This window comes from Belliella baltica DSM 15883 (assembly GCF_000265405.1).
GTDB lineage: Bacteria > Bacteroidota > Bacteroidia > Cytophagales > Cyclobacteriaceae > Belliella > Belliella baltica.
The window spans coordinates 611,689-635,735 of record NC_018010.1; the positions used below are offsets into that span (position 1 = coordinate 611,689).

17 protein-coding genes are annotated in these 24,047 nt (G+C 35.1%); 12 read left to right on the forward strand and 5 right to left on the reverse strand.

Annotated features, from left to right (window positions below; translation table 11 throughout):
* Nucleotides 1–147: 147 nt before the first annotated feature.
* From BELBA_RS02845 to BELBA_RS02905, 12 genes are all read left to right on the forward strand, one after another.
* Nucleotides 148–1,470 carry a fibronectin type III domain-containing protein gene (locus tag BELBA_RS02845; protein ID WP_014771249.1) on the forward strand — a complete coding sequence of 441 codons (1,323 nt, stop codon included), beginning with the start codon at nucleotides 148–150 and terminating at the stop codon, nucleotides 1,468–1,470.
* A 549-nt stretch (nucleotides 1,471–2,019) separates the two neighbouring features.
* The gene (locus BELBA_RS02850; RefSeq protein ID WP_014771250.1) at nucleotides 2,020–2,766 is read left to right on the forward strand and encodes a hypothetical protein; all 747 of its coding nucleotides are present in this window, start codon (nucleotides 2,020–2,022) and stop codon (nucleotides 2,764–2,766) included.
* A 1,595-nt stretch (nucleotides 2,767–4,361) separates the two neighbouring features.
* Nucleotides 4,362–4,754, forward strand: coding sequence for a hypothetical protein (locus tag BELBA_RS02855; RefSeq protein ID WP_014770964.1), 393 nt, complete (start codon nucleotides 4,362–4,364; stop codon nucleotides 4,752–4,754).
* 2 nt (nucleotides 4,755–4,756) lie between these two features.
* Nucleotides 4,757–5,770, forward strand: a complete 1,014-nt coding sequence (locus BELBA_RS02860; protein WP_014771252.1) for an IS3 family transposase — start codon at nucleotides 4,757–4,759, stop codon at nucleotides 5,768–5,770.
* A 683-nt stretch (nucleotides 5,771–6,453) separates the two neighbouring features.
* Nucleotides 6,454–6,813 carry a helix-turn-helix domain-containing protein gene (locus tag BELBA_RS02865; protein WP_014771253.1) on the forward strand — a complete coding sequence of 120 codons (360 nt, stop codon included), beginning with the start codon at nucleotides 6,454–6,456 and terminating at the stop codon, nucleotides 6,811–6,813.
* Between the two features lies 1 nt (nucleotide 6,814).
* Nucleotides 6,815–7,213: a helix-turn-helix domain-containing protein gene (locus tag BELBA_RS02870; protein WP_014771254.1), complete on the forward strand. Its 399-nt coding sequence runs from the start codon at nucleotides 6,815–6,817 to the stop codon at nucleotides 7,211–7,213.
* Nucleotides 7,214–7,296: 83 nt separating this feature from the next.
* Nucleotides 7,297–7,947: a type II toxin-antitoxin system toxin DNA ADP-ribosyl transferase DarT gene (gene darT, locus BELBA_RS02875; protein ID WP_014771255.1), complete on the forward strand. Its 651-nt coding sequence runs from the start codon at nucleotides 7,297–7,299 to the stop codon at nucleotides 7,945–7,947.
* Nucleotides 7,947–9,002 (forward strand): type II toxin-antitoxin system antitoxin DNA ADP-ribosyl glycohydrolase DarG, encoded by a 1,056-nt coding sequence (gene darG / locus BELBA_RS02880; RefSeq protein ID WP_014771256.1) that lies wholly within the window; start codon nucleotides 7,947–7,949, stop codon nucleotides 9,000–9,002. Before darT ends, darG begins: the two co-directional genes overlap by 1 nt.
* 357 nt (nucleotides 9,003–9,359) lie before the next feature.
* Nucleotides 9,360–10,235: a hypothetical protein gene (locus BELBA_RS02885; protein ID WP_014771257.1), complete on the forward strand. Its 876-nt coding sequence runs from the start codon at nucleotides 9,360–9,362 to the stop codon at nucleotides 10,233–10,235.
* A 204-nt stretch (nucleotides 10,236–10,439) separates the two neighbouring features.
* Nucleotides 10,440–10,640: a hypothetical protein gene (locus BELBA_RS02890; protein ID WP_014771258.1), complete on the forward strand. Its 201-nt coding sequence runs from the start codon at nucleotides 10,440–10,442 to the stop codon at nucleotides 10,638–10,640.
* A 616-nt stretch (nucleotides 10,641–11,256) separates the two neighbouring features.
* Nucleotides 11,257–11,772, forward strand: coding sequence for a hypothetical protein (locus BELBA_RS02900; RefSeq protein ID WP_014771260.1), 516 nt, complete (start codon nucleotides 11,257–11,259; stop codon nucleotides 11,770–11,772).
* Nucleotides 11,773–11,833: 61 nt separating this feature from the next.
* The gene (locus tag BELBA_RS02905) at nucleotides 11,834–12,121 is read left to right on the forward strand and encodes a hypothetical protein (protein ID WP_014771261.1); all 288 of its coding nucleotides are present in this window, start codon (nucleotides 11,834–11,836) and stop codon (nucleotides 12,119–12,121) included.
* Between the two features lie 1,045 nt (nucleotides 12,122–13,166).
* On the opposite strand, the gene BELBA_RS02915 is transcribed toward BELBA_RS02905, so the two are convergent.
* The 5 genes from BELBA_RS02915 to tnpC form a co-directional block, all read right to left on the reverse strand.
* Nucleotides 13,167–13,979 (reverse strand): hypothetical protein, encoded by an 813-nt coding sequence (locus tag BELBA_RS02915; RefSeq protein WP_245531123.1) that lies wholly within the window; start codon nucleotides 13,977–13,979, stop codon nucleotides 13,167–13,169.
* Nucleotides 13,980–14,134: 155 nt separating this feature from the next.
* Entirely contained in the window at nucleotides 14,135–18,877 is a 4,743-nt protein-coding gene (locus BELBA_RS02920) for a caspase family protein (protein WP_014771264.1), read from the reverse strand.
* 128 nt (nucleotides 18,878–19,005) lie between these two features.
* The gene (locus BELBA_RS02925) at nucleotides 19,006–20,979 is read right to left on the reverse strand and encodes a caspase family protein (protein ID WP_014771265.1); all 1,974 of its coding nucleotides are present in this window, start codon (nucleotides 20,977–20,979) and stop codon (nucleotides 19,006–19,008) included.
* Nucleotides 20,976–22,391 (reverse strand): hypothetical protein, encoded by a 1,416-nt coding sequence (locus BELBA_RS02930; RefSeq protein ID WP_014771266.1) that lies wholly within the window; start codon nucleotides 22,389–22,391, stop codon nucleotides 20,976–20,978. The genes BELBA_RS02925 and BELBA_RS02930 overlap by 4 nt, the downstream gene beginning before the upstream one ends.
* A gap of 51 nt (nucleotides 22,392–22,442) precedes the next feature.
* A complete protein-coding gene (gene tnpC, locus BELBA_RS02935) occupies nucleotides 22,443–23,885 on the reverse strand; it encodes an IS66 family transposase (protein ID WP_157466047.1) in 1,443 nt (480 codons plus the stop codon).
* Nucleotides 23,886–24,047 lie beyond the last annotated feature (162 nt).

Sequence of the window (24,047 nt, forward strand, 5' to 3'; positions counted from 1 at the left end):
AGGTATAACTTTAACTTCGTAAGTAGCTAAACCAACTTACACAGTTTTTGTCATAGTCCCTACAAATAACAATTCTCTACTTATATTCGTGTGCCTTAGTAATTATTGGAAACATTCACCCCATTTCAATAGTTATATCACCACTTTATGCGTAAAAATTTCTTGATTAAAACTCGAAGTGTCTTTGCACTAATACTTCTCTTATGTGTTATTTTTTCAGTTGAAAGCTTTGGACAGACTTGTCCTACCTGTACTCCTAGTACTAATGTTTCATTAACAACTGGTGGAACCTTAGAAAACCCTATTTCCTATACGTTTGGGAATAACAATAATAATAGTGGGGCATCCAATCAAATTTTCGGATTTTCAGGTAATGGCTTTTATAGATGGTCTACAAATAATACAATTACTATACGAGGTTTGGTAGTAGAGTCAGGTGTTTTTATGACTCTTGGTACATCAAGAAGCAATGGAAATACCGAGGCATTCAGTATTGAAGGTTTATCAGCTACCAATAGAGGTTGTATAATTGTTAAAAATGGTGCAACCTTAAATTTAGCATGGATTTCTGAACTCAAATATGTAGATGTCTGTGTTGAAGAAGGAGGGAAGATTATTTTTGACTCAGAAAATGACAATAGTGGTATAAAGAATAGTTATACTTTTGATGGAGTAACAATTAATCTTCAAGGTCCTGGTGCAAGTCTAGAGTTTGGGGACTCTGAAATTAAAATAGAATCTGGACTTGATATTGTTGGCTGGACGGGTGATATAACATGTCCTTCAGCTGGGTCACCGAACCCAACACCAACAGGTCAATCTGGTAACATTTCTTGGAATTCAGATACAGTAAATATTTGTGCCATCTTAAATTTTGGAGTTCTCCCAGTCGAATATCTTTCCTTCACAGCAAAACACAACAGTCAGGATAGATCCAATGAAATCAATTGGATAACGGCATCTGAAAAAAGTAATTCTCATTTTATCATTGAAAGGTCAGTGAATGATATCAAGTCATGGGAAGTTCTTAGTGAGGTGAATGGTGCAATCAATTCTGATATGCCTATTGAATATAATTTTAAAGATTCTTCTCTCCCACTTGCTGGCGGGAATATCTATTATAGATTAAAGCAAGTTGACCTAGAAGTAAAATCATCATTGAGTGAAGTAATTTCTTTGAAAGTAGGACCTATGGATGGGAAAGGCACTTGGAGAGTTTATCCTAACCCCAGCAATGGTGAAGAGATTCGCTTAGAATTACTCAATAGGGAAAATTATAATGGAGAAGAAATCTCGATACGTCTATTATCGAATTATAGTAGTTTGGAAAACAAGCAACTGATTATTAAAGACATTTTTGAAATAAACAATCAGCTTAGGCAAATGCTTGACCCAATAGGAAGAGGTGTTGCCATATTAGAGATCATTTGGGGCAACCAAGTAGAGCATCTTAAAATTCTAAAGAAATGAATTTAAAGGTCGATGGTGAAATGTACACGGATGATTGAAATTAGCTTCTTGCAATAATTGGGTTGAAAAATCGAAAAGTTGACTTACGCAAGACCTTGGAAAGTAAGAAGGTAGGCTTACCTGGAGATTGAAATCTGATAATTAACTTTCAATTCTAGAAATTTTTAAATAAGCTCTTCGTGACTTTTGTTCGAAGCTTTATTCACTTTGTGGTGAAATGTTTTTAACCACAAGGTACACTAAGAAGGAACAAAGGTACACTAGGAATTCTTCCCACATGATAAATCCCTTGGGACCTTTGAGTAATTTTTTTTCCTTTTGTAGTTTAATGGCTTTTACCACAAGGAACACTAAGGTTTAAAATTAAACAGAATCTTATTAAAAATAGCTTTAAACAGACTTTATGTCTAGTTTGGCTATAGTCTGCTTTATGTTTGATACGTGTCTGATATGGTATTGATACGGATATGATACGGAGTTAATACGTGTTTGTATAGGATAAGTCACTAATTATCATTATTTTAGAGTCCAATCAAACACCAAGAAATTATGGCTAAGCAAACAGGATCATTAACGCTAGAAGGAACAATGGGAAATGTTATCTTTTACAAGAGAAATGGAAAGTTTTATTCCAGGTCAAAAGGAAGCCCCAAAAAGAAAAGATTAAAGGAAGGTCCAGAATTTGAGAACTCTAGAAGGGTAAGTTCTGAATTTGGGCATGCCTCGAAATTCGCGGCTAAACTATCCCGGTCATGTGTAGGTCTTCTGAATCCAGGCAGACATGATGGTTTACATGGAAGGTTGACTTCAAAAATGCATAAGGTAGTTCAATCCGACCCTGTCAGTGTATATGGCTGTAGAAGGTTGCGATTTGGAGATTTAGATTTAATGAAAGGATTCGATTTTGAAGCTACTTCTTTGAAGAGTCTGATTGCAAACTTACCTGCTGTTGATTATCAAGGACAAATAGTTCAAGTAGATTTTAATAAAATTGGAGGTATGGATAAAAAGACTACTCCTGGAGGAGCTACACATTATAGAGTAGATCTATTATGGTGTAGGCTTCATGAAGTCAATGAAAAAGTAGGTTATCAGGAATATCAGGGGAATATTCTTGATTTAGATGATTCTCTTGATTTAAATGGGATTAAAGAAATGGATTTGGGCAGTGCGTTGCAAGAAGAAGAGGTATTGTTTCTTGTGATGGGGATTGTCTTTTTGCAGGAGGTTAATGGAAAGATGAATGAGTTGGCAGGAAAAAGAGCTGTGGGGGTTTTAGAGGTATTGAAAAGATGAATGACACAAGGTTAAAGGAAAAAAGGGCGACCACTAATTTATCTAATTGAACGAATTAGGACTTAAGGGATTTGGGAGGTAGTTAGTATTTGATGATCGGAAATTCGATTTATAGGGATTTATAAATTATGGCGCTGAAGCGCTATAGATTGACACGAAGAGCTCCAAGAGTCACAATGAGCACAATGATATAATTTAAGTAACTGGCTAATTGAAGGAAAAAGTTTAAAGAGCAAAGTCCTTTTATTACACCGAGTTGCTCAGAGGAGGCACGGAGGGTCGCTGAGGAAAGGAGTTGAAATGATAAAGTCTGAGTGATGAAAAAAAACAAGGAAGGAAGCCCCGAAGCGGGCTTAACATTGAATAGCCATGTACAAGGCGCAGAAAATCCTTTATAGTCACCACTTTTTGTAATGCGCCGCCGTGCATGGTTGAAAAGTGCGCACACCTGACCGGGAGTCCCGGCGGTGGATATATTAGGGAAAAGAGGTATCTCTCGGGACGATAGGGAATTCGTAGTAAAAGGAAAAAGAGTTCAAAGATCTTTTATTACACCGAGCAGGCACCGAGATGCACAGAGGATAAATAAAGATGATGGCGATGGGATGAAAAATGATGAATGTTGAATTTCGAATGTCGAGTGTGGCAGTTAGGAAATGTAAGGCAAAAGGAAAAAAGGAAGACCACTAATTTATCTAATTGAACGAATTAGGACTTAAGGGATTTGGGAGGTAGTTAGTATTTGATGATCGGAAATTCGATTTGGAGGGATTATAAATTATGGCGCTGAAGCGCTATAGATTGACACGAAGAGCTCCAAGAGTCACAATGAGCACAATGATATAATTTAAGTAATTGGCTAATTGAAGGGAAAAGTTTAAAGAGCAAAGTCCTTTTATTACACCGAGTTGCTCAGAGGAGGCACGGAGGGTCGCTGAGGAAAGGAGTTGAAATGATAAAGTCTGAGTGATGAAAAAAATCAAGGAAGGAAGCCCCGAAGCGGGCTTAACATTGAATAGCCATGTACAAGGCGCAGAAAATCCTTTATAGTCACCACTTTTGTAATGCGCCGCAGTGCATGGTAAAGGAATGCGTACACCTGACCGGGAGTCCCGGCGGTGGATATGTAAGAGAGAAGAGATGTTTCTCGGGACGATAGAGAGAAAGTCAATTTAGAAAGGATGAAGGTTGATTTTGAGTAGTGAGAGAAAGTGTTGAAGCATTTTATATTTTTTCCTCTTACTTTTTGCCTTGACGCAAAAAGTAACAAAAAAGTCAAGACGGAGATATTCCCGATATAAAGATCGGGACAGGCTCTATCAACGCACAAGGCCAGCGCCGGCCCGGATCTCCGTCGTCCCGCCCGCATCAGACGGTTGGAGTAAATTTTGAGGATTATCTAAAAAGCTGACTCAATTAGGGTGGCTCTTGAAGACTAGGAATTGATAGTGTATGTACTAAAGAATAATAAATCTAGTCAGGGAAATTAGCCCCCCGCAATTCTGCGGGGCAGGCTCAGAGGGGATGAATCGGGTCGTGTACTGAAATAGGTTGACACAATTTTACTAGAAATTGTAAACCTATAATCGGACAAAATGCGAAAGACAGAAAAATTCTCTGAGGAGGCAAAGAGAAAAATTGTTATGGAAGTACTATCAGGTACTTTGACTAAAGAACAAGCAAGGCATGTTTATGGAATTAAAAGTAAATCCGCTATCTTGGAATGGATGAGGATTTTTGCTGGTTTAGAAAGGAGAGTTCCTAAGGACCCTCTTCCGATATTAAGAAACATGTCAGAAAAACAGGATTCCAACAACGAGTTAAAAGCTCGTATTAAGCAACTTGAAGAAGAGTTGAAGCTTAGCCAGTTAAAGGGCAGGGCATATCAGATCATGGTCGATATTGCCAAAGAAGAATATGGGCTGGATCTTGAAAAAAAGTCTGGTGCCAAGCAGTTCAAAGACTCAAAGAAGAAGAGCCAAGGATAAGCTTGGCTCAACTTTGTGGATTGTTTGGCAAGAGCAGACAAGGTTACTATAAAGGTATCAATAATGTTTGTAAAGAGGCATTTGAGGAAGATTTGGTGCTAAGTTTTGTTCTCAAGATCAGGAAGAAGGCTAAAACATCCAGGTGGGGGTTGAGAAAAATGTATTCTTTGATAAAGAAAGATTTAACCCTACATAAAATCAAGATAGGCAGAGATAAACTGTTTGATCTGCTTCGTATGAACGGATTATTAGTTACTAAGAGAAAAAGGAGGTTTTTCACTACCCAGAGCCATCATTGGCTAAGGAAGTACCATAATCTTGTTGAAAATATGGTTGTCTCAAGACCCAACCAGTTATGGGTCTCCGATATTACCTATGTCGAGCTTAACAGGGAAGTCATGTATCTGTATCTTATTACAGATGCTTATTCCCAGAAAATAGTGGGCTGGAATCTTTCTTTTGACCTGAAGGCTGAATCGGCGCTTGATGCCCTAAAAATGGCTTTTCAATCTCAGAAATACATTGAACCATACTCCCTGATTCATCACTCAGACCGTGGGGTACAGTACTGCAGTTATGATTACACGGACCTTTTAAAAAAGAAAAAAGTCTGGATCAGTATGACGAAGCCTGCCTCCCCACATGAAAATGCCATAGCAGAAAGAGTAAACGGTATTCTTAAAGAAGAGTGGTTGGATGATATTGCTAGAGAACAAGGTGTCAATGCACAAAAATATATAAGTCAGATCATCAAAATCTATAATGATATGAGACCGCACGAAGGACTGGGGAGTAATCTTACGCCAAACCAAGTACATGACGAAGGTTTTCTAAGGCATGATACCGAACGCGTTATTGGGAATAAGTACAGCTGGAAAAAGAAGACCGAACCTGTTAAGATCCGGTCTGAAAATAGCAACACTATCGGACCAAACGACTATTCCTTGGCAAGTTGCTCCTCAGCAGAGCTTGCCTCCGCTTCATCGTGGTATTGTAAGTTATCCCAAACTTCTTAGAAATTGAAATACTAACTATATTTGAACAATAAAAGTGTCAACCATTTTCAGGACGAGACAAAATGACAGTGTAGTCGGATTGACGAGAGGGCATAGCAATCCCAGTAAGCATGTTTTTTTGTGTTTTCATACTTTGAGTGTTTGAAGTCTAGAGGGAAACTGAATGGATTTGGAGAATTAGCAATCAGATTGACAGCGAAGCCAAATCTTTGTACATGGTACGTGGTACTTGGTACAATTCTCGCATTTGAGTTTCTTAAATCTTAGACAAGACAATTCCATTCAGGGGAATATCCTCTGTTAGACTTGGGTTAAGAAGATTGATTTTGGGTCTTGCCTATCGGGGCTTCTGCAGGAGCGATAGGATAGGAAGATTGGCGAGCGCATCCATGACGTATGTGTTTTGGAAAAGCGTATCTGAGTAGATGGCTCTTGGGAATAATAGGTTTAAATAGGGTTCTTTGGCTTGCGCTCAAAGAGGATTTCGAACTTTGAGATAGGCTCAATATAATTCCACATAAGTTCTATAATGAAGAACTCGTATGAAACATTAGATATTGTTCTATTTTTCAGATGTCTAATCACATCAGCAAGTAATTCAATAATTATTGAAAAAATAAATATTCAAGGTTGACTTTTATATAAAAAAGGTTGACATTTATCTTATATCTAAAACTGAATATATGAAAGATGGAGAGAAAGTAGCAAAATTAAGACAATTAAAGGGGATTAAACAAGAATCACTGGCCTTTGATTTAAGTATTTCTCAATCAGAATTGTCTAGACTAGAAAATCTTGATGTAATTGAAAAAGAAATTTTATCTCAAATTGCAGATGCATTAGGTGTTTCTCAAGAGTTTTTAGAGAAATTTGATTTAGATTCTGCACTATACAATATCTCTAACAAAATTGAGAATTCAACTATTTCTGAAAATTCTAATGGGATTAGTCAAATTTTTAATCCTCTAGATAAAGTGGTCGAACTTTATGAGAGATTATTGCAAAGTGAAAGAGAAAAGATTGAAATATTAAAAAACAAATAAAATGAGTGATCTAAAAGAAATATTATCTTTTCATAAGGGCCGTAAAGTTGAAAGGGTAAGGAAATTAAGAGGTATAACCCAAGCAGACTTAGGACAAAGGCTCGGAGGAATTACAAAGCAAGCAATATCAAAATTAGAACAGTCTGAAAATATTTCTGATGATAAATTGAAAGAAATTGCGAGTGCTTTAGAAGTAACATTTGAAGGACTGAAAGATTTTAGTGAAGAGAAAGTACTTTATAATACCATTAATTTCTACGAAAATAGCGGTGTTAATGCTTCTAGCATTAATGCCAATGTTGAAAATATTAACAACCCATTAAAAGAAACGATTGAAGTATTTGAAAGACAGCTTGAAAAACTTAGAGAGGAGTTTGTTAAAGTTTTGAAAGAAAAATAATTTTTCAGGCTATTCATTTAATAAAAAAATATCCTAGTTAGGGTGTTTTATGATTTCTAATTAAATTGTTACATTAAATTTAAATGTCAGGGAAACAACCAAATATTGTTAGACTTTTCAGAATAGTTCATATCAATAACGTGGAATATCTGTTGACACATGGAATGTACACGAGAAATCATATCCAAGCAGACCCTAATTATATCAATATAGGTGATCGTGGATTAATTACTCAACGAAATGAATATCCAGTTGGTATTACTCCTCCTAATGGTGTTTTAGGTGAATATATTCCCTTTTATTTCGGTCCTCTTTCACCTATGTTACTCAATATTAAAACTGGTTACAGAGGCATTACTCAAAGGCCACAAGGTGAAATAATTTACATTGTATGTCGATTGAATAATGTAGTAGAAAACTGTAGAGAATGGTGTTTTACTGATGGTCATGCTAAAGATCAAATGGTAACGGAATTTTACAATGACTTAAATGACATTAATAAAATTCATTGGGATGTTGTAAATTTACGATATTGGTATCCTGTTGAAGAATTCATAGATAGACAAGTTAGAAAGCAAGCTGAATTTTTAGTAAAACATCATGTACCTGTTAGCTGTATTAGCGGTATAGTGGTGCTGAATGAAGCAAGAAAAACATTTGTTGAAGAAATAGTAACTCGACTTGGATTAGACATCCCCGTTCTTGTTGATCCAAATAATAAATTTTATTACTAATGGAATATATCAAAGGAAACTTATTAGAAGCTCAAGCCCAAGCACTAGTAAATACTGTGAATACAGTTGGAGTTATGGGTAAAGGAATTGCTTTGCAATTCAAAGAAGCATTTCCAATGAATTATAAATTGTACGCAGCTGCCTGTAAGAAAAAAGAATTGCATCCTGGTCAATTGCTGGTAGTGAAAGAGCAAACTCTACAAGGTGAAAAAACTATAATCAACTTCCCTACAAAGACCGAATGGTATTTGAAATCCAAGTACGAGTATGTTGAGGAAGGATTGAAAGAATTAGCCAAGGTTATTGTTGAACACAAAATTGAAAGCATAGCGATCCCACCTTTAGGGTGTGGTAATGGTGGATTAAAATGGGACAAAGTAAGATCATTGATTGAAAAGTATCTTGGTAACTTAACTGGAGTAAATATTCAGGTATTTGAACCAAATGAAGCGGTAAAAGAAATTTTGAAACAACAGGAGTCAAATAAAGAAGTCAAATTAACTCCCGCAAGAGCGATGCTACTTTATTCCATGTATTATTATGAATCATTAGGAGAAAATGCAAGTTTATTTGTGGCAAACAAGTTGGCTTACTTTCTTCAAAGGCTGGGTGAAAAGAGTTTGAAAAATCTAAAATTTAAAGCTTATCACTATGGACCATATGCTGTGCAGGTGGAACATTTGTTACATAATGTAAATGGTAAATACCTGAAAGGTTTAGAGCAGATGAATGCTAAAGCATTTGAGCCGCTTGAACTGCAATATGACAAGTTGATGGAAGTAAGCGATTATGTGAAGAAAGAATTGAGCTCGGAACAGAGAACAAGGCTTTCTAATTTGGTAAAACTAATTGATGGTTTTCAGTCTGCGCTTTCGTTAGAAATCCTAGCAACTGTAGATTTTATAAAAAAAGATAATCCAGGAATAACCCAAGAAGACATTGTAAATACCATTAACAATTGGTCCAATAGAAAAGGAAAATTATTCCAAGAAAAATATATACAAATAGCAAACAATCATTTGCAAAACTACAGCAGGCGACTTGAAATCTCATGATTTGAAATTCCTTTGTGTGGTTAGCTACTTCTATTGTAATCGAACACTGAATTAATTATACTTAAATACTTTTAAGCATAACTAGGAGTCCTTTTACCTTTAATAAATTCTGTTTATAATCTTCACCCTAAAGAATTTATAATCGATAACAGAAGGCATTTCTGATATTTCCCTGCTCTTCATGTGTTTTATCTATTAAAAATACCCTGTAGTTGGTATTTTTTTAGTGGAAGGGATTTATTAGGTTTAAATCCTTATGCATTGATACGCCTAGTTAGTCTATGTTTTAGGATTGACTATGGAACTATAAAATAAACTGAAGTAAAAAATTATACTGTAAAACCTAACAATCTAATTATGAATACAAGATTATCATTTTTGGTCGTCATCGCTTTAATTTTGTTTTCTTGTGAATCAAAAAAACTTAAAAGTGAAGCTGAAAAACAAACAAAATCATTTTTTTCAGCATTAAAAGAAGGTAATGAGACAAAAATGAAGGAGTTATATAGCGACTTTACGAAATTTGATAGTTACTTTAAATCAGATTCTGTAAATATCAGTACCGTAAATTATAAAGACAACATTGTTACCGTATCTGCGCGCAATAGGTTTACAAATGGTTTTGGGAAACTAACAGAAAAAGACATTTTTTTATTTTTTAAACAAGATTCTGTAGGACAACTTAAATTGTTTGATTCAAAAGGTTTGACGGGATTTGACGAAAAAGATGAATATATTTTTGGGGTTGGAACTGGTTGCCTTAATACAGCAATTGACACTACAGATCAACAAATTTTAAAAGCTATAAAAAAAGCTGAAAAGGTAATGGTTGGCAAAGCATTAGATGTTTGGATAGAACTTAAAAAAGATATTGTAGTTTCAGATTGGAGTTGGGAGTCGGGTTACCAAGGTTCTGCTTCTGGAAAAGGAATAGTTAAAAATAATTCTACTTTTTCTGTACCAAGTTTAAAATATAAAATAACTTACAAAACAAATTCTGGAGATGAAATAACTTCAGACAATGGTTATGTTACTTATGATTTATTTCAAGCAGGAGAAAGTAAATCATTTACCTTTTATACAAGCTATGTCGGAAACGCATCAAGAGCATCGATTGAACTTTTATTTGATGATGATACAATTTTTAAATATTTGGTTAATAAAGAATGGACTGGAAATGAATGTGATGATTATTTCACAGAAAATCCAGATAAGCTAAGTGAACTTGAATAAAGTTATTTTAGGAAATTGTTTAACAATCATAAACTTTGGTTATTTAGTTTAGGGTATTCTGAACTTAGTTTTCATTGAATAAGAAGGATTTATGAGGTTCAGTAGCTCGATAACTTTCACGACAATTCATGTCACAGATTAATATTCCCCACCATATTTTGGTGTTTTTTGACTAAATTGTTATCTCAGAAAACTACTAAAGCTATGAACAGATATGTTGTCAATAATGAAGCTCAGGCAAATGGAGATCATGAAGTACACAAATCGGGATGTGCCTTTTTCCCATCTTCGTACCAAGACCTAGGGAATCACAGTTCCTGCAGATCAGCAATTGTTGAAGCCAAAAAAATTTATTCAAAATCTGATGGTTGCTTTCATTGTAGTTCAGATTGTCATACTCGGTAAGTTTAAGGGGAGGTTAGCGTCTCCCCTATTTGTATTCCACTAAATCCAAATTTATTTAATATGCTTAATATCGATTTTTCTAAAATCTCTACTGAGGTTTGGTTAACAATCCTACTTTTGCTTTTTGCAACTGTCATCCCAGGATTTCTATTTTTTTTTATTTATGATCAGTATCTATTTCTAAATCTAGATACTACAAAACTGATATTTTTAAGTTTTGCTATCACTAGTCCATTGTGGGTCATAAACTCTTTGATCTATTTAGTCTTAGAAACAAAACTTCACGATGAAGTACCGACCGATCTTCTAAAAATCTGTAGCATGGCAGGCAGTACATTTGCTATTTTTATAATTTACTGTGTTATTATTTTAAATATTTTCTTTGATTTCTCCATCTTAGAAAACCTTTATTTGGTCCTTTTTTTACAATTATTAGTTTTTGTCTTCATCTGGGCGATTGAGCATAAACAATTTAAAAAAGCATCTACAGACTAACATAGAAAGTATGCTCTTAATGTCTCCATAGGGGTAAAAGAATACTTTTCAAACCTGATTTAATTGGTCAAATAATATCAATTACCTTAAAATAAACATCTAATCAATTCTTTATTAAATTATGCTACCAATATACCCTTTCAATGATCACCTTCATAATTTTGCTGTTTGGACAGCTGCAAGAGCTACCTTGAGAAACTTTAGTACTGTTAAGAACATCAAAACAGCAATTGAAAAATCTGAACTTAAGTACTTTACACAAAATTTCCCTAAAGATCTTTCTCAGGATAATTTCGATTTGTTCCATAGGACATGTGCGACGAAGCTTATATCAGATTTAAAAGAATTAACTGATAAAAAAGTGAGTTACGGCAGAGCATCAAAAATTATTGCTATTTATTTAAAAACTGCTGTGGTTCTTCCTGAAAATGGAAAAGGGGAAATCTGTGAAGTAATCCATCCTCCCATAGATCGGATTTTACTTAAAAGACTTTATAAGGAAACTAAAGACAATTATTTCAAAGATATTAATTGGACGACAATGGATTTTAAAGATTATTGGGGCTTAGTTTCTCATATTCGTTCTAATTATGGTTTCTTTAATTGGAAGTTAGAGACGTATTGGACTCCAGCTTAAATTTATAAATAGTAAGGCAAATGCTTGTATCAGAAATACAATGGATCCTAAGGCGTGAATTATGAAAACATATAGAGAACAAATTATAGATACGATCAATGAGCTGTGGGAGGCTCGAATCAAAGTATTTGGTCTTCTCGTTTCGATGGCTATGTCTAATGACTATAAAGAGTTAGACGAGGCTTTTGAAATTGGGGAAGTTTTTAAATTTCACTATGCGCATTTTGAAGACCTTGACGATGTCAATATTCAAAAGATGATCAGCTTGTGTAAAAGTATGGATGAAACGATCAATAGCTTATTGAATCTCAATGGGATTGATAAAGAGGAAGTGGATATTGATTGTTGATTGACTTTATTTTTTTATCCTTTAAAACCAATGTTGGCGGTTTTCAATCTTATTTAATTTTGAAGGATTAGGGGGGTATTAGATTGATAATTGTTATTTCTTCGTCTTCCTTTTTCAACTAAAAAGCTTCTAAAACTTATCCATGAAAAAAACACAAATATGTAACAAACTAAGAGCCTTAGTTCAATAGCTTTCGTTATTTAATTGTGACCAATAAGTGGTCAAAGATATTTTGGGGATGCTATCAGATCCTTGGTTTATTTTGATTTCATTGACGTTTTGGGGGTTATTTAAATTTTTAAAAAATAAATTGTACAAATTAAATTTTGAAAGGAGGAAAAAAATGAAAAATAAAATTAAAAATTCAACAAATAAATTAAATAATATAATAGGTTTCACCTCCGGAATGATGACAATCCTAGGTGTAAATGGTTCTGGTTCTACTCGGTTGGCAAAATAGTAGAAATCCAGTTTACACTTTGAAATAATCAAGAATTGATAGCTGGTGGTTCGATACCACCCCAACCGACTTTTAAGTAAGCCTCTCAAATTTATTGAGAGGCTTTTCTTTTTACTTCTTTTTTGACATCTGACGATAAAAAATGCCCCCCATCTGGTGATTCAAATTGACCCCCGGCTGGTGATGTAAATTGACCCCCGTCAAAAGTTATTTTTTTGGAATGGAGTAAGAGGATATTTTGAAGTACAGTTTGTCTCGAAGCTCGGGATTGACACCTCTGATTAAAGGGTTTAGTTTTTTAGCGGATTCTTGACTTAACTGTTCGAATTGTGCCACTCTTTTCGGTCTAAATGTGCCAATAAGGACAATGAAATTTTTGAAATGCTTGAATATTAAGTATTGATTTGCGTTAAGCCTCTTGTTTCTCACAAAAAAGAACTCTGATAATTTTTTCCAATAATGAACATTAGCAAGGTTTTTTTGATAATATCACTTAGTTTTATCGAATAACTTAAAGAAAAATAACGATTGATGATTCTAAGGGGTTAATAGCTTATATGGTCTAGTATTCAGTAGGTTATTGATCTATTTGAATTTGATTGCTTTGGGAATTTGGTCTAAGGCATCGATATTATTGTAGATAATTTCATTGATGAATTTTTTCTTACCTGACTCAGTTACATTGACTTCTACAGCAAAGATTCCTTGGCCAAAACCCTTTTCTATTTTATTTTCGGCAGACATATAACTTCCCGCAGATCTTGGTACTAAGTAAAAATATCCATCTAAATTCTTTCCGAGGTGTTCATTTATAAAATTTTTGAGCTTTTCGGGGTCTTCTAATGGAACATCTCTTAGGTTGAGCATGGCCATTCCTAGCTTTTGGTTGTTGTAAATAATTCCTTGCTCTGTAATCCAGGAGCCAAAGATGCTGATGTTAACATCCAGATTGAGTTTATCATCATTTTTATAAATCAGTGTCCAAGGAAGATACCACTTGGCATCGGGAATCTTTGCTTTGGCGTAATTGAGCTCCAATTCTTCCAATTGCAATTGGAAAAGGGAGTTATTGATTAAATTATAAAGACTTGCTTCATCTTCTGCGATGCTGAATACCATACGCATAGCCATAGTTTCATTTTTATTTTTTGGAGTATAATATCGCTTCACTTCTACTCCTTCAAACTGTATATCTTGTGGATCAAGACTGCCCAAAGAGGATGGTTTACTGTAAAAAAACATATTACTTTTCAGCTGCTTATAGCTTACTGTGTATTTATTCTGATCTCTTTTGATCAATGCTTTGATTCCATCGATTGCAAGTGGCAGTCCTTTTCCCAGAATAGTGGCTGTTACCAATCCTCTACTTCTCACCTCTTGAGCAGGAAGCTTAGACAAATCCAGTGGTTTACTCCTTTCAATAATTATGGACTCCAAACGATCTCCTGATGTCTTATTAGATCTTGGAATACTCAGACATGAGCACGATAGTATTGTAAAAGTTAAAATAAAAAGTTTCGAACTGACAAAATAGCTTTTCATATTGAGATACATTACCAAATTTTCCAATCTAATTCCATATTGATTTTTCTACTTGTGGGTTTTTGTAAACCATTAGAAAGCTCTAACACCCGCTCTCCTACTAAGTCTTTGAGTTGAGAAACATTCATTTCTGGATATTCTTGCATCAATTCCAGGATACTGTAAGTAAACAATCCATTTGCCAGTGAGCTCTTTTCCAAAGCAAACTCTGTCCCAGCTGAAGCAGAAATAATTGTGGCTCCTGTCCCTTTATTTAGGTTTGCAAAAAGCTCCTGCATCAATTCAAATGTGTTTTTACTTCCAAGTTTTGGTTTTTTCAAACTGACCGAAGTTGAACCTTTCATACCTTCAGTTTTTTTGAACTGCTGGATTTCCTCCAACTCCTCTTTATCGACTTCTCCACTATGGCATGCATCAATCAACATCAGTTTTTTCCTTGCTGGGATCATATCCAAAAGTGCCTCAAACTCTTCAAATGGAATCCCAAGTTGATCTGGTTGATCAAAATCAATTTGGTGTGTCGCAAGATAATAATCGAAATCATCGTTAAGAAGTCCATGTCCTGAGAAAGAAATGATCACCTGATCTTCCACATTTGTCTGAGCCAAAAGTACTTTTATTTTTTCCAAGGCTTTTACATTCACTGCTTCATCAAAGAGTGTATCTATAATGGCATTTTCTCCATAAATATCTTTAAAGGCCAAAGCTAAGTCCCTTATATCCTTTGCAGCATAATTCAGGTTATAATTATTCTGAACGTAGCGATCTACTCCTAATCCGATGTAATATAGTTTAGGCTTATAAGGTTCTTGAGGAATAAAATAGGTCGTTATGCTTGGTCTGTTAGAGGTAATACCATCGCTATTGGATGCTGCAATTCTAATTGTATTTATCCCTTCGCTCAAAAGGATATCTTCTTTGATTTGAATGGTTTCTTGTGTTGTATTACTTATCGTTTTCCCATTTTGACCAAAAATAGGAACTTCGTTAATCCAAATATTATAAGAAGTAATGGGTAAGACCTCATCGATGGCTTCAAAAACTAAAGAAATTTCTTTTTTATCATAGCTCCTTTCAAGATCTGACACAAAATAAACTTGTGGAAGACTGATTTCACCTTCTAGTTTCCGTTCGTCAATTTTCAGTCTATTCAACCTTTTTTTGTATGCATGATAATATGCGTCAGCTAAGTTTTTGTCATATTCAGGGACTGATGAAATCAATAAATCAGGCCTGTTATACTTTACATCATACTGGTCAAAAGAATAAATAGCATTTCCGTCTTTGAAGTAAATGGCATCGCTGATATTTGTTGATCCAGAATAATAGCCATCATCTCTGTAAAATAAATATCCCTCGTTCGACATCATTACAGCATGAAAGATATTTTCCTTAGATTTATTATTCAAAATCAAACTACCACGGTTGTCAAAATTTACCAAAGAGTAATTTTGATAATGTTCTATTGTTCTTATTTTTCCTTCTCGAGTACCTTCCCAAATTGACGTACTTTCCAAAGAATTAATATCCATGATATGAACTAGTCCATTATCGTCACCCACTAAAAATGAATTTGAATCATAGCTATGAAAGAGTTTATCTATGCTGCCTTCAAAGCGAGCTTTGAAGATTTCCTTTGTATTGATATCCATTCGAGATAGTTCTCCATAATGGCTTTGAAAGTATAGCTTATCCTTAATCAAAATAGGGCTTTCGGCCAAAAAAGTCTCGATTATAAAATTCTCTTTAAGTTTCCCAGAATTTCCATCATATCTCTCAAAATTATCAAGACGATTTTTTTCAAATGTTCCATACAATACGGTTTTGTCAGCATCTTCGGAACCAATAACCAAAAGATCGTCTGTTTCATCAAACTCAACCAATTTGAGGTATTTAAAGCCCTCACCCTCAACTTGATTTTTTGTAAACAAAATCTCCTGAGTTGCAAGATCTAGAACTTGAAATTCCCCTAAATAATCCCATAGTACAATTTTGGATTCATCCTTATTGAAATTAATGCTGTAAGTTTTCTCAACATCAAGAGTAAAAAGCTCCTTACTTCCATCTGAATTAAAAAAGCGAATAAGATTTGAATAAATTATAATGAAATATTGGCCAGAAGGTGAAAACATAAAATTAGGACTACTCCCTCCTCTTGTTTTTGAGGTTATTTCGCGCTCATAAGTTCCTCTCAACCAATCAAAAATTTTAATTTTATTGGGATAGCCAATATGAATTTGTCCATTATTAGGATTGAATTTTCCGTTTGCATTAATAATTCCATTTTTGATATTTTTTAAAGAGGTTTTCCTTTGGTAATCAAAACTTTCAACAAAGCCATTGGAATAAAGAAATGCCAATTCATTTGTAATCGTATTATTAGCAATCGAATTAGGTATTGGAGCGTAGGACATGGTCTGTAAGCCAAACTCTTTTATCACTTCAGGGTTCGAAAGGTCGGAAATATTATACTTATATAAGGATGCGATCCTTTTCTCAGATTCTTCGACAGTTAAAAAATTACTGTTGTCTAAAAACAAAGCATGGGTTTTATGCTTTGTTTCCCAGATTATCTCTTCCTTCTGAAGATCAATCAAATGCAATACGTCATTTGAATTTGCCACTAAAAGGTATTTTTCATCTGGAGAGAGATCAAATGTTTCTTGTGTATAAATATTTCTTCGCGGATCTGAAGGATATGGTATTCTGAAAATTGGATTTTCGATATCATTGAGTTTGTATGCAAGAATTGCGTCGTTTCCATAAATCAAAACAGCGTCTCTCTTTTTACTGTAAGCTAAACCAAAGACTGCTTTCTGTTCAGGATAGAACCACTTTGAAAAAAATCCTGTATTTAAGTTTAAATAATAAAGAATCCCATAGATGTCGGAGAAAATTGCCAAATTCTCATTGGCTAATGTAATATGTCTTAGATTTAAACCTCTCTCCAATCCAGAATATGCAAGTCTTGATATTGGGTACTCCTTTTTGATTTGCAGGGTTTTAGCATCAAGGAGAAAAATTTTTGTTAGGCTGTAAGCAATGATTTCTTTTCCATTTTGACTAAAAATAGCATTAGAAATACTACTGAGGTTTTGATTTTTCAAAACAGTCAAGGATTTACTGTCCCATAACTTAAGCTCTTTATTGTCAAATGAAAAAATATAATCACCTGAAGGATCATAGATCAATGATTTTGAAAAATACTGATGAAGCTGGCTGAAAAGAATTTCTAATGGAGGATCGAAGTGATTGTTGATTGCAAAACTGAAGTCTGTAGTCTCTATAAAATCAGCGTGCTGTACTTCTAACTTTTTATCTGTGATCGAAAATTTCTCTATGGGTTTGCTGTAGGCAATCTTTTCAATAAACTCACCCTCATTAGAAACCAGATATATTAAATCATTTTGCGTCTGCAAGAAAAAATAAGGATCATTTGCTCTTTGAGCTTTATGAATGACATTCCCCTCAAAACCTCTGAATACCTTTTCAACTTCAGTAGATTTTGGATCAACTGTAATCATTCTTGAATAGCCTCCTATAATTATTTTTTGATTGATTTCCTCCAAATATGTAATTGCAGTACTTAAGTAGGTACTGTCTAATTCTCCTAGCTTTAGTTTCCCAGCGGTAGTACCGATAGCCAATTTACCATCAACCCTTGATAGAGCAGAAATATCATTTTCATATACCTCTGACAAAGTAAGTTCAGCCTCATAGAATAAAGGTGTATTGACTGAAGCATTAAAATATCTGGAAATCTCTTGTCCATAAATATCATAGATGTAGGTATAATCCTGATTGAAAAGCAATAATCTGTTACTATAATAATCAAGACCAGTTATAAGATGAGGAAAAGTGTTGTAATCAGAAAAATCCGAAGATGGATTGTCATAAGAAACAAAAGAAGATTTACCCGTAGAAAAAACGAAACCACCATCTCCTACAACAGCATCTTGTATTGAGATAAATATGTTATTATTTTTTTTAATTGAGTTTTTAAGTACCCATGTTTTGGATCTTATATCGAAAGTATTCACTGTCTCAGCATTTACAAAAATAGCTTCCTCTCTATTTTCAGACAATTTGAGAACATTAAAAAACCCTACATTTCCTAACTCTGAGATTTTTTTTGTTTTCAAATCCAATTTAGCAACTCTTGAACCCAGATCTGTTGTAAACAAAACTGAATTTTCTTGATCAATCAGCCATACATTATCTACGTTTTCTTGCAGTTTTACTTGGGTAATAACTTCTCCGCTAAATGGATTCATAAGAAAGACCTGGTTGACAGTTTTGATCAGCAGCATGTCATCATAAAAATCAAATTTATCTTCAGTCATTGAATATGAATAACCTTTGAATTCGGTCTCCAAATTTGCGTTGTATGGGATTTTCTCAAGCAAATCTCCGGTCAAAAAATCCATATGGTAAATTCCATCATGGGATATGAGTAGGATTCTTTTTTTGTTAAGGTCAAATTCGAAATGATAGATTGTAGTTTCTGGAAGCTGATAGGACTTCAATAAATGTCCGGTTTCATTTTGAATCAATCGAAGCTTTTTGATTTTGTCAGTCTCTAATTGATACTGGAAAAAGGTTTTTCCATCACCAGTGAATTTGGCGGCATATTCTATGATATTATCTTGACCAAATACAGGATTTGAAAAATAAAATAAACAGCCAAACAATAAGAGTATTAAACTAATCTTGGGTAAAACATATCTAGTGTTTATGATTCTGGGATAATACATAGACAAATTCCTGATTGATTCTACAAATTTAAATTTAGACCTGTAACTAAAGAAAGTTATGTTATAACTGATAGACTCATATATTCACCGATGTCAAGGACATTGAACAAAAAATGTAGCGTATGTTTTTAATTCTCTACTATTTCATAAATATATTCATAGCTATAGCCATCCATTTTTTCTGCGACTTGCGATCCCGAGCTCCCTCTTGACCTTTCAAAGGATAACTGCACAAATTTCTCTAAAGGATTTGAATTACCCCTTGAATTCATACCTTGCTGTTGGACTGTTGGTTGAAAGTTGATGGGGAATGGTGCGGCAAAAGATTTCAGCATTAATTTTTCATAAGGAGGTCCAAAAGAGAATATGCAATCAGAATAAATGACTGTTTGTCCAGCAGAAATTTTTCTTTCCTGATCGTTCATGGTACAGTTGTTATTGGGCATGAAAGCTCCTATCTCTCCCTTACTATTGATTTCAATGATGCTGAAGTACAAATCGGTTTTAGATTTATTGGTAACTTCCAAAACTACCCTATCCTCATCAGGTCTAACTTTTAAAATCCCTGTCTGATAAATGGTATCATCAGGCAATAATTCAGCTGTTTGAAGAATCTCATCAAAACTGATTGGCCTCAATCTAAATTCAATTTCGAATTTTGGGTTTTTAAGTTGCGTTTGCTTTAAGTATTTTCCTTGAGCATAGCTGGCTATACTTGATTTTAATTCATCTATTTGAGCAGCATTGGGCTGATCATTTAATATTTGTATTTTCAATAAGCCATTACTAACAAAAAGTGCTGTTTCTTTTTCGAAGTGTCTTATTTGAAGATCTGCTTCGGCAGTATCTGATACGACCTCTCCCAACCCACTCATTTTGAAAAAATCTTCAATTTCCTTTTTAGTATTTGTTAGTGGTTCCGATTCTTCTATAAAAATAGAAACTGAAAGATCTCCATAACTGGGTTGGTCTATAAATACCCAATAAAGCTTTTCATTTAAATCTGAAAGATCAGATTCCAGCTCTATTACAGCCTCGTTAAATTTGGTGTTGATAACTTTCCCTTTGGCAATAGGTTTGGCAGATTCCAGATCAGAAGTCCCTGCGGGCATCAGGAAGATTGTGGTATTTTCAAAAACGCCTTGAAGTTTACCTGCATCAATTTGAATAAGGTTGCTTTTAGCGATTCTTTTTACATTGAAAAAAGGTGATTGGGTAAGGTAATCACCATTGAAAAGCATGAAATCTAAATCACCATCTATAGCAGGACTTTGAAGAGGAGAAATCACGCTCATTTGAGCTGCTATATTTGAGAAAAGTTGACGATATGAAAATTCTGAACCTAAAGAAGTCATTGCTACCGAAAAAGCATAGCTCAACGAGCCTTTTCCCTGATATTCATAATTGAGTTCGTCAGCAGATGCACCGCTGATCATGACAAATGGAGAAGAATTATCATCTAATTTAGTTCTTTCAAACATACTGCTTGTCAATGCAGCATTAGACGAGTCTGGTTCTTTCCAATCAGGAGGAGTCAGTGCGCCCTGCCCGCCTCTAGCAATTCCACCTCTTGTGGCAGATCCTGAGTGACAACTGTCCAAAATGAAAAGTAACTGACCATCTGTCCCTAGTTTATTCCTGAATTGATTGATGATATTTCCCAATTCGTCATCTCTGATATGATTTTCTCCTTGATAATTGTAGGCAAATTTCGAGAAAGCATCATAAGGCACCAACGCTTCATCCAAACCATCTGCCTCGTCTCCATTGTCATCGAATATTTGCTGACCATGTCCCGAGTAGTGAACGACAACAATGTCTCCTTTTACAGATTCTTGATAAAGTTTAGCTAGAGCATCTAATATCCCTTTTCGAGTGGCAGCTTGATCCCTTATGACGGCAATTTTTTCATCATCGAATCCTTGACTGATCAGGGCATCTTTTATAAGCGGAATATCATTTGCTGAGCTGATTTTACCCCATCCTGTTCTTGGCTGGTAATCACCTACAGCAATTATTAAAGCTTTCTTCTCTGCTAAAACCTCTAAACTATTTGAGGCTAGACAAAGAATAAGCGCTAGTAGTTTGAAGAATTTTATCATTTGATATCGAGTATGCTAAATGAAACACCGAAAAAATAACCTGTTTGATAAACTGTTCTAGTAAAATTTTCTAGACTTCTTAGAGTCGTTTGGTCTCCGACCTGAATCCCATTTGTAAGTTTATTCACCGGTCCAAATGCTATACCTCCAGATATAGCCAACCTACTATTGTTTCCTAAAAATATCGAAGGACCTAAAAGAAAATTAATACCATTGATATTACCAGCAATAGGAACTGAAAGTCCAAAGCTTCCACCGACATTAAAGTTTTCAGATAAAACGGGATAAAAATTAATCAATGTGCTGATATTTGGCGTATAAAAATCATTTGCCTCTGAACCAACCATACCATCTTCTGAGATGAAAAAGTTAGATGAATTAGCTCCAAAATTCACCAAGGTGAGAGCAACACTAGAATTGATTTTAAAGCCACCTTTAGAAGCCAACTCTATCTTTTTAGTACTTATTGGTGAGTTGTCACTAGAGCCGGAATTATCCATAGCGTATTGACTTGGAATAAACTTCATTTCTAAATTTACCTTGTCTGCTTCCATCAGGTAATCAAACTTTTTTTCAAAAGAAGCAGCTTCAAGCATACTGTACATCCCTTTGATTTTTTGTAGGTTGTCCCCCGACCCCGAAGTAACCTGATCCAATGATTTGGATACTTTCTCCAAATCACTAAAAATTATTTTGGAAGTCCCTCCTCTACTGATAGCAGAATTATCGTCCGTATCATCAATTTCGGATTCCAAAACTTGAATATTTGTAGCAGCAGATTGCACATCTTCTTTCAAAGCCCTTTCTAAATTCAAAAGATAAAGATAATAGTCTTCATCAGGGTTGGTCAGTCTAGAATCTACAGGAATCTTAGAGAGCTTCAAAAGTGTCGCTTTTATTTCTTCCTTCGAAAGGTTAGGGTTCAGTAAATTAGCCTGAAGACTGGTACGCATTGCTTCGATGCTGGTACTAAGTTCATTGATATGGGATAACTGAGACCCCAATTCATCACCTCTGGATTTTAACCCCCGGCTGGTCAAAGAATTTTCAGGCAATAGATCATCCATAGGGAGGTTTTGTACACTTAATTTTAAGCCATCTCCTGCCAATGAACTCATTCCACCTAGCATACTAGCAAAATTGAACCCAGAAGAACTGCTGTGAATAAATTTTTCTTTTGACTCAGCGACAAGGTCAATCGCGAATGGATTAATATTCCTGACTTCAACTTCAACAAGACTATTTCTTTTGAATTTTGGGCTATCAAGTGTATCAATAACGACGTTTTTTTTATCCAATCTCAAGTAGATGGTTTCTTTTGATAAGTAGTCTAGGACGACCTTGTACTTTTCTTGAGCCTGTGTGACATTTGAGAGAATAATAAACAATGTAAACAGTAAAATTTTCTTCATATAAGTAAATTTGATTCAGAAGATTAATAAATATATTTAAAATATTCGTAACTACTCAGGTTGTAAATTAGCTATATGATTTAGATTTTCTAAGATATTTCCCGAACGTTTGATCAGGGTATCCACGACGGATCTTATAACACTGAAGTTTTCAGCTCCATTGTTGGATTTGAACTGTCCTGATATTTTTTGTTTCACCTTGATGTTGCGTATGGCTCTTTCAGAGGCATTGTTATCCGGTGGTACTTTTTGGTGATAGAGAAAAGTAAAAAGTGACTTTCTGTATTTCAGGAGTCTTTTTTGTAGGGATACTGCTTCTTTATGTTTTGACTCTACAGGTTGGGCGAGTAGGTTATCCATCTTCTCTTCAATGGAAGCAATACTCCTGCTATTCTCTGGATCTGATAGTTTTTTGAGTTTTCTCTTCAGTGAGATAGCTTCCCTGAACAGGGCCCTAAGGCTGTCAGCCCATTTAGATTTATAGCGTTCAACAATGTAGTTGAGCTCCCTAAGCAGATGTGCACAACAGAGCTGGTGCAGGTTTTCCGAATAGTTGAAGTATGCCCTCCATGCATCGTGGCACAATACTGCCTTTCCGAACCCATCGGGAAAATGTGTATTCATCGCCTTAAGTCCACGTGATTCAGATATAGCTAACAGGGTGAGTTCCTCGGTCTGATAAGTCCAGACCCACTGTTTGTTTCCATCCACTTTAGCCCCAGTCTCGTCAGCTCCTATCACAGGACTTTTAGAGACTGCCGTCTTTATCTTTGCATATATTGGTGCAGACTTGCGGGCAAACCTACCGATAATGTTATCGATACTCCCCTCGCTGAGATTAATACCGAAGCAGTCCCTGAGAAGTTCTTTCATCCTTCTATAGGGAACATACTGTCTGGCATGCAGATAACCGACAATGGTTTCAACACCGCTCCCGTACTGTATGGGGGCATTGATATTGTCAGGGAATGACCCACTGATCTTTTCTCCACAGGAACAGTTTTTGGAAAAGATTCTATGCTCGGTACATACCACTTTAATCACAGGAAGATCCAGGACCTGTCTTTTGGAGGACAGTTCTGCTGGAACCGCCGACAGATCACCACCACAGCAGGTACAGAATAAAGGGATGTGGTTTTCTATTATGTCCGGGGAGGATGTCATTTCAAGGGTATGGCCTTTGTGTCCAGGCTGACCGCCGGTTTTGCGCCCTGTATCCTGACGGAGACTCTGATTTTTTTTGGGGCGGTTCTCGTCTTTTGAAGGGGGAACCGAGCTGTTGCGGCTGTTTTTGGGATTACGGTAACGGGCAAGCTCATTTTCCAAATCGGATACCCTAGATTTTAAAGACTTGACCTGCTCCATAAGCTGGTGGTTCATCTTGATCAGTTCCTGTATAAGCGTATCCCTGTGGTCCAATATCCTATAGAAATGTTTCCTGAATATCAGCACATAATCCCATGAATACCAATAATCCACACTGTTTTTCCCCACAAAAAAATGTGGATAAACCAACTTTAAAGCTGATTTTCGTACATTCACATACAAATACGCATCAATACACCACAGAGGAGCACAAGACTGCAAATACTTGAATATTGGTCAGTAAATAATGTACCTGAGTAGTTACCAAAATACATTTAATCAGCTTTGAAT

What these genes read in the sequence shown, in the direction of transcription:
- BELBA_RS02845 (WP_014771249.1), top strand. Translation starts at nt 148, where the DNA reads ATGCGTAAAAATTTCTTGATTAAAACTCGAAGTGTCTTTGCACTAATA.
- BELBA_RS02850 (WP_014771250.1), top strand. Translation starts at nt 2,020, where the DNA reads ATGGCTAAGCAAACAGGATCATTAACGCTAGAAGGAACAATGGGAAAT.
- BELBA_RS02855 (WP_014770964.1), top strand. Translation starts at nt 4,362, where the DNA reads ATGCGAAAGACAGAAAAATTCTCTGAGGAGGCAAAGAGAAAAATTGTT.
- BELBA_RS02865 (WP_014771253.1), top strand. Translation starts at nt 6,454, where the DNA reads ATGAAAGATGGAGAGAAAGTAGCAAAATTAAGACAATTAAAGGGGATT.
- BELBA_RS02870 (WP_014771254.1), top strand. Translation starts at nt 6,815, where the DNA reads ATGAGTGATCTAAAAGAAATATTATCTTTTCATAAGGGCCGTAAAGTT.
- darT (WP_014771255.1), top strand. Translation starts at nt 7,297, where the DNA reads ATGTCAGGGAAACAACCAAATATTGTTAGACTTTTCAGAATAGTTCAT.
- darG (WP_014771256.1), top strand. Translation starts at nt 7,947, where the DNA reads ATGGAATATATCAAAGGAAACTTATTAGAAGCTCAAGCCCAAGCACTA.
- BELBA_RS02885 (WP_014771257.1), top strand. Translation starts at nt 9,360, where the DNA reads ATGAATACAAGATTATCATTTTTGGTCGTCATCGCTTTAATTTTGTTT.
- BELBA_RS02890 (WP_014771258.1), top strand. Translation starts at nt 10,440, where the DNA reads ATGAACAGATATGTTGTCAATAATGAAGCTCAGGCAAATGGAGATCAT.
- BELBA_RS02900 (WP_014771260.1), top strand. Translation starts at nt 11,257, where the DNA reads ATGCTACCAATATACCCTTTCAATGATCACCTTCATAATTTTGCTGTT.
- BELBA_RS02905 (WP_014771261.1), top strand. Translation starts at nt 11,834, where the DNA reads ATGAAAACATATAGAGAACAAATTATAGATACGATCAATGAGCTGTGG.
- BELBA_RS02920 (WP_014771264.1), bottom strand. Translation starts at nt 18,877, where the DNA reads ATGTATTATCCCAGAATCATAAACACTAGATATGTTTTACCCAAGATT.
- BELBA_RS02925 (WP_014771265.1), bottom strand. Translation starts at nt 20,979, where the DNA reads ATGATAAAATTCTTCAAACTACTAGCGCTTATTCTTTGTCTAGCCTCA.
- BELBA_RS02930 (WP_014771266.1), bottom strand. Translation starts at nt 22,391, where the DNA reads ATGAAGAAAATTTTACTGTTTACATTGTTTATTATTCTCTCAAATGTC.